The following is an 11,006-nucleotide window of genomic DNA, read 5'->3' on the forward strand; positions in this document are numbered from 1 at the left end:
TTCCTCGCGCCCTGCGAAAAAGCGCCCTTGAACAGCGGGGTGCTGTCGGCGGGGCCGTTCCGTGGTAGACTGTTCCCACTTTGTCTCCAACGCCAAGAACGTCAGAGGAATCGAGTGTCGTTTATGAAACTTTACAACCCGCATGAGATTGAGCCGCGGCTTCAGGCTGCCTGGGAGGCGGCGGGGCTCAACGCCGTCCAGGAGGACGCGAGCAAGCCCAAGAAGTACGTCCTCGAGATGTTCCCGTACCCCTCGGGCGACATCCACATGGGGCACGTGAGCAACTACACCTACGGCGACGTCATCGCGCGCTACTCCAAGATGCGCGGCTTCGACGTGCTGCACCCCATGGGCTGGGACGCGTTCGGCCTGCCGGCCGAGAACGCCGCCATCAAGCACAAGAGCCACCCCGCGAAGTGGACGTACGCCAACATCGAGACGCAGAAGGCGTCGTTCAAGCGCATGGGCTTCTCCTACGACTGGGACCGCACCGTGGTGGCGTGCGACCCCGAGTACTACCGCTGGGGCCAGTGGATCTTCCTGCAGTTCTGGAAGCGCGGGCTGGTGGAGCGCCGCAACTCGCCGGTGAACTGGTGCCCGAGCTGCGCCACGGTGCTCGCGAACGAGCAGGTCACCGAGGGCCGCTGCTGGCGCTGCGACTCCGAGGTGGAGAAGCGCGACCTCACCCAGTGGTACTTCAAGATCACCGACTACGCCCAGGAGCTGCTCGACGACCTCGACCAGCTCGACGGCTGGCCGGAGCGCGTGAAGCAGCAGCAGGCGAACTGGATCGGCCGCTCGGAGGGCGCCGAGGTCGACTTCACGCTGTGCGACGCGGGCGGCAACCCCACCGACGAGACCATCACCGTGTTCACCACGCGCGCCGACACGCTGTTCGGCTGCAGCTTCTTCGTGCTCGCGCCCGAGTACAAGGGCCTGCATGACCTGGTGGTCGGCACGGAGCACGAGCAGCCCGTCATGGAGCTCGTGGAGGCTGCGGCGAAGGTGAGCGCCGTGGAGCGCGCCCAGGGCGACCGCGAGAAGCACGGGGTGTTCACAGGCCGCTACGTGGTGAACCCCGTGAACGGCGAGAAGGTGCCCGTGTGGGTGGCCGACTACGTGGTGGCCGACTACGGCACCGGCGCGGTCATGGCCGTCCCCTGCGGCGACCAGCGCGACTTCGAGTTCGCCCGCAAGTACGACCTGCCCATCATCCCCATCATCCTGGGTGAGGACGACCCGCTGTATCCCCAGCTCAAAGACGAGCAGAACCGCGCGGTCACCACGGTCGACTGGGAGTGCGCCTACGCGGCCGAGGGCATCCTCGTGCAGTCCGGCCCCTACACGGGCCTGGTGGGCGGCAAGCACTCGCCGGCCGAGGAGGCCGTGGTCGCCGAGCTCGAGCGCCGCGGCGCGGGCCGTCGCAAGGTGGAGTTCCGCCTGCGCGACTGGCTCATCTCGCGCCAGCGCTACTGGGGCAACCCCATCCCGGCCATCCACTGCCCCAGCTGCGGCGTGGTGCCCGTTCCCGAAGAGGACCTGCCGGTGCGCCTGCCCGAGGACATCGACCTGGCCGCGGGCGAGACGCTCGCCACGCACGAGGGCTTCGCGGCCTGCACCTGCCCCGTCTGCGGCGGCGACGCGTGCCGCGAGACGGACACGATGGACACGTTCACGTGCTCGAGCTGGTACTACATGCGCTACACCGACCCGCACAACGAGAAGGAGCCGTTCGACCCGGCCAAGACCAACGCGTGGATGCCGGTCGACCAGTACATCGGCGGCATCGAGCACGCCATCCTCCATCTGCTCTACAGCCGCTTCTTCACGAAGGTGCTGCGCGACATGGGGATGCTCTCCTTCGACGAGCCCTTCACGAACCTGCTGTGCCAGGGCATGGTGCTCGACGCGAACGGCGAGGTCATGAGCAAGTCCAAGGGCAACGTGGTGTCGCCCGAGGAGATGATCGCCAGCTACGGCGCCGACGCCGTGCGCGCCACGGTGCTGTTCATGGGCCCGCCCGACAAGGAGAAGCTGTGGAACGAGGACGGCCTCGCGGGCATGTGCAAGTTCCTGAACCGCGCCTGGCGCACCGTGTGCGACCTCGTGGGCGAGGCGGGCGAGGACACCCTGTTCGGCGGCACCGAGGCTGACAAGGATGCCACGCACGCGGCCATGGACGAGCTGCGCCGCGAGCGCCACCGCGTGGTGGGCAAGGTCATCGAGGACTTCGAGCGCAACAACTTCAACACCGCCATCTCGGCGATCATGGAGCTCGTGAACGCCGCCTCCGCGTTCCTGCGCGCGGCCTCGCCCGAGCGCCGGCTGGGGTGCGCGAAGGCGGGCTCCTTCAGCCGCGAGGTGGCCGACGTGCTCGTGAAGCTCATGGCGCCCATCGCGCCGCACTGGGCCGAGGAGCTGTGGCAGACGGCGCTCGGGCACGCGGAGAGCTCCGTGCACTCCCAGGCGTGGCCCGAGTTCGACCCCGAGCAGGCCAAGGCCGACGAGGTGGAGCTTGCCGTGCAGGTGAACGGCAAGGTGAAGGCCAAGATCACCGTGGCCGCCGACGCCGCCGAGGACGCGGTGAAGGCCGCCGCGCAAGAGGCCGTCTCGCGGGCGCTCGAGGGCAAGGACCTCAAGAAGGTCGTCTACGTCCCCGGCCGCCTCGTGAACATCGTCGCGAAGTAGCCTGGGCCTTTCCGCTCCGCCCTTCGGTGTGTGAATACGCTTTGGAACTCCGCCGCCGCGCCGCGCTGGCGCGGCGGCGCTTTGCTATGATCGCACGCATGGCTTTCGATCAGCACATACTCGCAGGTAGGGCAGGCGCTTGGCACGTCGGGCGCGTGGCGGCTGGCGCGCGGGACGCGGGCGCAACGCGTGTGGCGGCTGGCGCGTGCGATGCGAGCGCGCGACGTTCCCTCGTGCGGGACGCGGGCGCGCGATGAGCGCTCGGGGGAAACAGCGGAAGGAGCGCGGCCTTCTCGGGCGCGTGGCGTCTGGCGCGTTGAAGCTGGCGGCTGCGTGCGTCGTGGCGCTGGCGGCGCTGGTCGTGGTGGCGAACGTGTACACCGTGGCCAGCACGCGCGATGACGTGCACACCGTGTCGCAGCTCGCAGGCGCGCATGCCGACGCGGTGGTGGTGCTCGGCGCGTCGGTGTTCGCCGACGGGACGCCGTCTGACATCCTGGCCGACCGCCTCGAGGTGGCGTGCGACCTCTACGAGGCGGGTGCCGCCGACGTGGTCATCGTGAGCGGCGACAACCGCGACTCCCGCTACAACGAGTCCGACGCCATGAAGGACTACTGCGTCAAGCTGGGCGTTCCCGCCGACGATGTCTACGTGGACCACGCGGGCTGCGACACCTACGCCTCGATGTACCGCGCGCACTTCACCTACGGCGCGCAGAGCGCGGTGGTGGTCACGCAGGCCTACCACCTCTACCGCGCGCTCGCCATCGCGCAGGGCCTCGGCATGGACGCGCAGGGCGCGCCTGCCGACAAGGGCGCCTATGACAACCAGCTCAACTACAGCCTGCGCGAGGTGGGCGCGCGCACGAAGGACTTCGTCCAGACCCTCCTGAAGCTTCCCCCCGCCGACCCCGACCAGCCCATCACCCGCTAGGGAGAGCGGCGGGGAGTGGCAGGGGGCAAGCTCGTTGCCTCCGACCCGCTGCCTCTGGTCCGCTGCGGGCGCAGCAACGAACGCTTGATCAAATAACACCAATGACGCATTCGGCACCTTCGTTCTTGCGATACAATAGCTTGGATACTCAAACATATTGGAGGAGAAAGCTAATATGACACTTCTTGACCTTTTGAAGCTCATGAAGAGGCACTGGAAGCTTATGGTGGTCCTTCCAGTTGTATGCGCGATTGCGTGTGCGGGCGTTCTGCTCGTCATGCCGAAGACTTACTCGGCGACGGCGACCGTTTCCGTGTCGGCTGAGCCTGGCGGGATCGGTGGCGTAGCCGAAGGCGTTGCGAGCGAGGTCTCGGGACAGACGGGTCTTGAGGTGACGGCTAAGGCGAACACCACTGCGAAGACGGTGGCCATCACCGCTGAGGGCGGCGATGGCTCGGCATGCGTGAATGCCGTGAACGACACGGCGGAGAAGACGAAGGCCAAGTCTGCGTCGCTATACGATAAGGTTGCGGTGCAGGTGGCGAAGGCAAGCTCCGCATCCGACATCTCCCCCAGCCTGCCCAAGTACGTGGCAGTTGCGATCTTGGCAGGTCTGTTCATCGCCATCTGCTTGATCGTGGTCATTGACATGTTCCGTGCCCCGGTGCATTCCGCTGAGGAAGCAGAGGAGGTGTCGGGCGCTCCTGCGCTCGGCTATGCGGGGTCCCCTGATGGCGGCAGGCGTCTGCTCGCCAACGTGAGCTTCGCGGCGGGTACTGACGCGCGTGTGGTGTGCATCGTCCCCGTCGGCTCAGCTGTCGATGCTGAGCGCGTGTGCGAGGAGCTTGCCATGGCCGCGGCTACGGCTCCTCAGCAGTCCGCAGTCAGGCCGCGCTTCAGACCGACGAACCCTCTGTCGGCTGGCGTGGACGCGGCCTATGCGGCGCGCAATTCCGATGCGACGATCGTGGTCGTGCGCGAGTGGCTTGACAGTGCGCCTGATCTGGCTAGCACGGTACGCGAGCTCAAGCTTGCCGGCGTTGAGCCTGCGGGCTTGGCGCTCATCTCCGAGGGCAAGGGCGGTCGCAAGGCGAAGGCCGAGCGCAAAGCCGGACGTAAGGGGGGAGCTGGGCGCCACGCAGGTGCGGGTCGCTAGCTTCCGCGCAAGCCTCAAGGCATTGACGCAATCGGGCTGCCGTCAGGCGGCCCGATTTTTTATGGCCGATGGGGGCTACGGAAGGGCTCCGTCTGCTGGAGGTTGCGGGAAGGGCCTTGGCGCAGGGGCTGGTAGGGGGCTGTCGGGCTTGACGCCGGGTACGTCTGGCGCGGGGGCTGCCCGGGTCCTTGGCGCAGGTCCGGGGAGGCTGCCTTGCTGGGGAGGAGGCGCGTGCCCGACACCACCTCGTTGAGCATGGTGAGCCTGAGGCCGAAGAGCGAGCCGACGGCGCGCACCACGAGGCTCACGACCCACAGCCCGTACACCATCGCGATCATCTCCACGAGCGTCGCGCTGCCGACGCCCTCGATCTCGCTCGGCACGAGCGCGACGAACCAGAGGGGCGCGGACGCGAACAGCCCGAGCGTCCCGTAGCGGGCGAAGGGCGCGTACCAGGGCGCTTTCGAGCCGTCGGGGCGGACGATGCGCAGTCCCACGAGGGCGTGCCCGAGCGTGCGACCGCGCGTGACGGCGGGGATGACGCCGAAGGTGACGCACGCCGCCGCCGACAGGACGAGCAGCGCACCCACGGGGTCGGCCTTCATGCCGAGGAGCATCTGGGCGAGGAAGCCCTTCGCCGCGGCGCGCGACGGGTCGACGGCGAGGGCCTTCGCCACCTGGAGCTCGCTCGGCTGCAGCACGAGCCAGGCGAGCAGGAAGAGCGCGGCGGTGACCAGCACGTCGACGGTGAACCCGGCAAGGCGCCGCGCCGCGCTCACGCGCGCGAGCCCCCGCTCGCGGGACTGGTCGTCCACCTCGTCCATGCCGGGCAGCGCCCAGCAGAAGGGGATCGCGAGCCAGAATCCCAGCATGGCGCCGGCGGTGTTCAGGACGAGGTCGTCCACGTCGAAGAGGCGGTACGGGTGCTCGTAGATGCCGAACAAGCCCGTGAGCTGGGACGTTTCGAAGAGCAAGGTGGTCGCGAACCCGATGAGCAGCACGTGGTACCAACGGCAGCGGAACAGGTACAGCAGAAACGCCCCCAGCGGCATGGTGAGCATGACGTTGAAGATCGCCTCGTACACGCAGGGGGTCTTGAGCGTGGCCGCCCACGTGGTGCGGTCGAGCAGGCTGAAGTCGGTTGACGCGCGGATGCTTTGGATCAGGTAGAAGGGGTCGAGCTGCGGTGACTGCGTGCTGGGGTTGACGTACCCGCGGTCGGGCGGCAGCGGAAGCACCACCAGGTAGCAGGCGCACAGGCAGTAGAAGGCGAACGAGAAGACCACGAAGGTCTTCCAAACCGAGATGGAGCCGAACCGCCGGTACTGCCAGAGGGCGTAGGGAAGCGACAGGAGGAACGCTATCAGGGGAAACGTGAGCATCCCGAACTTGATGTCCGATATGTAGGAGTCCATGGGCGCAGTCCTTCGCGAAGGGTCTGTCTTCTCGTTGCTTTTGAGCCTCCTATTCTAGCGCATGGAGCCGAAACAGCGAAAATAGGGTATTGACGAGTAATAGATTATGTCATATAGTAAATATAGTCTAAAACACAGGGAAGCAGCTCGGCCGTTGGCGCCGGGCTGCTTTTCGTTTGCGGTTGTTGGCGTATACTGGCTATCCGAACGATCTCGAAAGGCTCTGTCATGGCGAATGAAACTGACAACCAGATCCTCACGAACGACGAGAAGCGCGCCCGCCTTGCGGGCGGGCTGGGGAAGGGCGCGAAGACGTCCGCGGCGGCGGATGCGAAGGGCGCTTCGACGCCTGGCGCTGCTTCAGGCGCCCCGGCGCCCGGAGCCGCGCCCGTGCGCAGCATGTCGCAGCTCGCGAACGAGACGGTCGACCGCAAGCTGCTCGTGCGCGGCATCGCGCTGTGCGCCGTCGTGGTGATTGCGGCCGTTGTCCTCATCATGGCCCTCTCAGCCGGGGTGCAGTCCTAGAGCTCGAGATGCGGCGGCGCGCGCTGCCTTCGGGTCGCCTGCTCCCGCCCTGCTCTCCATCCCGCCCTGCCCTCCATCCCGCCCTGCCCTCCGTCCCCGCTGTCGCTTCGCGCCCTGCCCTCCGCCGCCCGCTTCCGTCCCCGCTTCGCCCCCTGCTCGCCGACGCTGGGGCGCGCCTGGAAGCCGTCTGGGAGGCCCGCGCGCAGGCGCCTGGCGTTGGTGGTAAACTCGTCCTCACGCAACGATCCGGGGCGCGCAGCACGCGTCCGCTGGCTGCGCAGCACGCAAACCTTCGTCTAAGGGGAATCAATGTACAAGATTCATTGCCTGAACAACATCTCGTCCGAGGGCTTGGCCCTGCTCACCGACGACTACGAGATCACCGACAACGTCGAGGAGGCCGACGCCATCCTCGTGCGCTCCGCCAACATGCACGAGATGCCCATCCCGGCCAACCTCAAGGCCGTCGCGCGCGCGGGCGCGGGCGTGAACAACATCCCGCTCGAGGCCCTGGCCAAGGCCGGCATCCCCGTGTTCAACACGCCGGGCGCCAACGCCAACGCCGTGAAGGAGCTCGTGCTCGCGGGCATGCTGATCGCCGCGCGCGACATCGTGGGCGGCATCGAGTGGGTCAAGCAGAACGCGGACGACGAGAACGTGGGCAAGGCCGCCGAGAAGGCGAAGAAGGCGTTTGCGGGCGGCGAGATCGCGGGCAAGACCCTCGGCGTCATCGGCCTCGGCGCCATCGGCAAGCTGGTCGTCGGCGCTGCCGAGGCTCTCGGCATGAAGGTCGTGGGCTTTGACCCGTTCCTCGACGCCGAGCGCGCCGCCGCCATCTCCGCGGACATGGCGTTCACCTCCGAGCTGGCCGAGCTGCTCGCGGCCAGCGACTACGTCACCATCCACGTGCCCGCCATGGACTCCACCAAGGGCATGATCGACGCCGACGCCATCGCGCAGATGAAGGACGGCGCGGTGTTCCTGAACTTCTCGCGCGACGTCCTCGTGGACGACGCCGCCATGGCCGCGGCGCTCGAGTCCGGCAAGGTCGCGCGCTACGTCACCGACTTCGCGAACCCCGCCGTGGTGAAGATGGAGCGCGCCCTCGTGCTGCCCCACCTCGGCGCGTCGACCGCCGAGGCGGAGGACAACTGCGCGAAGATGGCCGTCACCGAGATCATGGACTACCTGGAGAACGGCAAGAAGACGCACTGCGTGAATTAGGTTCCGTTCGCCCTGACGGGACGAACGGAACGCTCGACGCTGCGAAGGACCCTGGTACTCGCCCTGATCGGCTTAGCCGCTCAGGGCGCGCCCTCGCGGGCGCATAGTATGTCCTAAACAGGCCACTGGCCTGTTTACTGTTTTGCACACGGCGCGGCACGAAGGCCGCTTGGTGCAAAGGCGGGGCAATTGCGGGCATCAGGGCCCTTCTCGCTGACGTTACGAACAACCTGTGAAAAAGGCGAAACAGCGGCAGGTGGGATCGCCTTTTCCCTTATCGCCTCTTCGGCTCGAAGATGTCGCGCGCGCCCTTGGCGCCCTTGGCGCCCTTGGGCTTCGCGCCGCCTCCGCTGTCCCCGCGGCCCTCGCCCGCGGCGTCCTCGCCGGGGCGGTCCTCCACCATGTTGAGCAGCTCCTGCTGCGTGTGGATGTCGAGCTTGCGGTAGATGTGGTTGATGTGCGTCTTCGCCGTGCTCTTCGAGATGCAGAGCTTGTCCTGGATGAACGCCGCGTTGTGCCCCTTCGCGAGCAGGAACATGACCTCCGTCTCGCGCCGCGAGAGCAGGTAGCGGTCGGCGATCTCCTCGCAGCGTGCGTGGAAGCGCCCCTTGGCGCGCGCCCGCGCGTCGGCCTCGGCCTCCATCTCGGCCGTCACCTCGCCGTTCTCGTTGGGGGCGACGGGCTCCGGATGCTCGAGCTCAGCCTGGAACGCGCTGTAGCCGGGCTCGATGACCACGCGGGTGGGGTCGATGATCGCGCGGATCTCGCGCTGGCGCGGCAAGAGCGCGTAGGCGAGGATCACCGTGAACATGAGGAAGAGCGCCCCGTCCGCCTTGCCGAGCAGAAACGCCAGGTTCTCCATGGCGGGCAGCTGCGCCGCCATGGTCCCGAGAAACGAGGTGAGCGTGAGCAGGCCGCGCCCCAGCCCGAACACGAAGATGGGGGAGAGGCGGAACTCCTGCGAGATGTCGGCGAAGAACACCCACATGAGGCATTCGAAGCAGATGTAGCTGCAGATCACGAGGAAGTTGGCCGGCAGCGTCACGTTGGAGTCCAGGTACGGCAGGAACATGATCGAGCCCGCGATGACCGGGACGAGACAGCGGAAGATCATGTCCCAGTGCGACTCGCTCTTCGCGAGCGCGACCGTCCCGATGATGATCCCCACGCCCGCGCAGGCGGCCGCGCCCACCACGAGCTGCGACGTGATGTCGTTGATCGGCAGGATCATGTCAACGCAGATGTAGCGCAGCACGCCGATGCTGAAGCCGAAGATGAACGTGGGGACGCCGAAGCGCGTCACGAACGCCATGCGGCGGACGGGCAGCGGGTGGAAGATGGGCATCTCCTGGCGGCGGTAGTAGGGGATGGGCGTGAGCTTCCACAGCAAGAGCGCGGCGAACACGGGCAGGATGCCGGTGAGGACGCCGGCGACGGGCGGCAGCACCCAGTGGATGAACACGAAGTACGCGGCGACGCCGATCACGATGGCCGCCGCCGTGTTGAGGATGATGGTGGTGAACTCGTAGCGCGAGAACGCCGTGCCCCACAGCGCGATCATCGAGCTCGCGCCCGAGCCCATGGCCACGCCCGCGATTCCCGCGACGACCGTGCCGGCCTCGCCGGCCATGCACGAGAGGTACATGAGGTAGGTGCCGCCCGTGACGAGCACCGTCGCCATGATGAGCGCGTTCTTCCCCACGTAGAACTTGAGGAGCAGCTGGTTGGAGAACGCGATCAGGAGCAGGGATATCGTGAAGGCGACCGAGAACACGTCGAACACGACGGTGGCCAGCTCGTGGGTGAGGTAGGGGAGCGCGGGGAAGCTCTCGGACGCGGCGAAGATGGCGTCCGGCCCGAACACGGCCAAGTAGAGCCACGCTTGGAACAATCCGAAGCCTATGCACAGCGAGTTGAGGTCACCCGCTGAGTCTGATCCGTCGGCGCTGTGCGCGATGCTTATCGTAATGTGCGGAAAGCTTCCAGACACTCAGTACCCCTCCGTCGTACGATGCGAGCAGCTTGCTTCAAAGTTAGAGCTTACTCCAATAATTTACCATCCCTATTGTTTGATAATGATACCTCATCTCCACGAAAAAACTCATAATGCGAGCCGTATGAGCAAGCAAATTGGCGGTGACGGGCAGAAAGGGCCATCATGGCCCTGACCAGGCGCTGTCTGAATCGGGCTGAGGAAAATCAACCCTGAGGGTTGAGGTGAGAAAATGAAAAACGACCCCATGGATCGAACCTCGTCCCGCCCACCTTACGTATATTTCCATTGTCAGTGCTTTGCGAGCGGAGTCCCTGCGAGGCGCCTGCAGCGGCATGTCATGTTCTTCAACTGACAATCGTTCTCGCATGCGGCACTTGACGCAAGGACCTATGGTCACTCGCGCGAGCCCTCGCGGCTTGCGCAGGACATAGACGGAAGGCTCGCGTGGCTCTGCACGAGAAGGGTGCGGGCTTGCGCGGGCGACATCGACAAGGAGGGTTCCTTATGTGTTTTAGACCGGCAGACGCATCTGCAGGCGGCGGCCCGAACAAGTGCCCCGAGTGCGGCAAGCCCATCCAGTCCATGGGCGGCCTCGTCCTGAAGTCCTGCCCCTTCTGCAAGTGCGACTTCACCCCCTACCTCAACGGCGAGAAGGCCGTGCCCGGCGCGCCCGCGGCTCCTGGCGCTCCTGCGGCCCCCGGCGCCCCGAAGGCCCCCGGCGCCCCCGCGGCCCCGAAGGCCCCCGGCCAGTAGGATCGGGAACCTCAGCCTGCCCCGGCCGGCCCGCCTCGAAGGAGAGAGCGAGGCGAGCGCCGAGGGCAGGCAACCCTGGCTTCAAGCACGGCGCCTCTTAACTAGGGATGGGAGGCGGCGGCCGAGGCGGAGAACCACCTCCGGCGCGGCATGCTTGCAGATAGCGTGTTCTACCACGGGACATGCGAAAAGTTTTCTACGGTAATGTTAGAAACGTGGAAGAAAGAAGGAAAGTATGGCATACGGTAAACAGTGGCAGACCGTAATGGAGGACGGCACCGTCGTCACCCGCTCCAACACCTGGTCCCCCCCGGG

The 11,006-nt window shown here is 66.5% G+C and carries 8 protein-coding genes; 6 read left to right on the top strand and 2 right to left on the bottom strand.

Annotation, left to right across the window (positions count from 1 at the left end):
* The first annotated feature begins 123 nt into the window (after positions 1–123).
* The 3 genes from leuS (at position 124) to HRL41_RS07000 (ending at position 4,778) form a co-directional block, all read left to right on the top strand.
* Positions 124–2,688 carry a leucine--tRNA ligase gene (gene leuS, locus HRL41_RS06990; protein WP_172136145.1) on the top strand — a complete coding sequence of 855 codons (2,565 nt, stop codon included), beginning with the start codon at positions 124–126 and terminating at the stop codon, positions 2,686–2,688.
* Positions 2,689–3,004: 316 nt separating this feature from the next.
* Positions 3,005–3,622: a vancomycin high temperature exclusion protein gene (locus HRL41_RS06995; protein WP_253904760.1), complete on the top strand. Its 618-nt coding sequence runs from the start codon at positions 3,005–3,007 to the stop codon at positions 3,620–3,622.
* A gap of 175 nt (positions 3,623–3,797) precedes the next feature.
* The gene (locus tag HRL41_RS07000) at positions 3,798–4,778 is read left to right on the top strand and encodes a YveK family protein (protein WP_172136147.1); all 981 of its coding nucleotides are present in this window, start codon (positions 3,798–3,800) and stop codon (positions 4,776–4,778) included.
* Positions 4,779–4,837: 59 nt separating this feature from the next.
* On the opposite strand, the gene HRL41_RS07005 is transcribed toward HRL41_RS07000, so the two are convergent.
* The gene (locus tag HRL41_RS07005) at positions 4,838–6,193 is read right to left on the bottom strand and encodes a VanZ family protein (protein ID WP_172136148.1); all 1,356 of its coding nucleotides are present in this window, start codon (positions 6,191–6,193) and stop codon (positions 4,838–4,840) included.
* 228 nt (positions 6,194–6,421) lie between these two features.
* Between HRL41_RS07005 and HRL41_RS07010 the strand changes: the two genes are divergently transcribed.
* Positions 6,422–6,718, top strand: a complete 297-nt coding sequence (locus tag HRL41_RS07010; protein WP_172136149.1) for a hypothetical protein — start codon at positions 6,422–6,424, stop codon at positions 6,716–6,718.
* A gap of 309 nt (positions 6,719–7,027) precedes the next feature.
* The gene (locus HRL41_RS07015) at positions 7,028–7,942 is read left to right on the top strand and encodes a 3-phosphoglycerate dehydrogenase (RefSeq protein WP_172136150.1); all 915 of its coding nucleotides are present in this window, start codon (positions 7,028–7,030) and stop codon (positions 7,940–7,942) included.
* 274 nt (positions 7,943–8,216) lie between these two features.
* On the opposite strand, the gene HRL41_RS12440 is transcribed toward HRL41_RS07015, so the two are convergent.
* Positions 8,217–9,932, bottom strand: a complete 1,716-nt coding sequence (locus HRL41_RS12440; RefSeq protein ID WP_172136151.1) for a helix-turn-helix transcriptional regulator — start codon at positions 9,930–9,932, stop codon at positions 8,217–8,219.
* A gap of 510 nt (positions 9,933–10,442) precedes the next feature.
* On the opposite strand from HRL41_RS12440, the gene HRL41_RS07025 reads away from it, so the two are divergent.
* Positions 10,443–10,691, top strand: coding sequence for a hypothetical protein (locus HRL41_RS07025; RefSeq protein ID WP_172136127.1), 249 nt, complete (start codon positions 10,443–10,445; stop codon positions 10,689–10,691).
* Positions 10,692–11,006: the final 315 nt, after the last annotated feature.

Source organism: Adlercreutzia sp. ZJ473 (assembly GCF_013185065.1).
GTDB lineage: Bacteria > Actinomycetota > Coriobacteriia > Coriobacteriales > Eggerthellaceae > CAAEEV01.

Excerpts from the sequence above, each read along its gene's own strand:
- leuS (WP_172136145.1), top strand. The coding sequence starts at position 124 with ATGAAACTTTACAACCCGCATGAGATTGAGCCGCGGCTTCAGGCTGCC.
- HRL41_RS07000 (WP_172136147.1), top strand. The coding sequence starts at position 3,798 with ATGACACTTCTTGACCTTTTGAAGCTCATGAAGAGGCACTGGAAGCTT.
- HRL41_RS07005 (WP_172136148.1), bottom strand. The coding sequence starts at position 6,193 with ATGGACTCCTACATATCGGACATCAAGTTCGGGATGCTCACGTTTCCC.
- HRL41_RS07010 (WP_172136149.1), top strand. The coding sequence starts at position 6,422 with ATGGCGAATGAAACTGACAACCAGATCCTCACGAACGACGAGAAGCGC.
- HRL41_RS07015 (WP_172136150.1), top strand. The coding sequence starts at position 7,028 with ATGTACAAGATTCATTGCCTGAACAACATCTCGTCCGAGGGCTTGGCC.
- HRL41_RS07025 (WP_172136127.1), top strand. The coding sequence starts at position 10,443 with ATGTGTTTTAGACCGGCAGACGCATCTGCAGGCGGCGGCCCGAACAAG.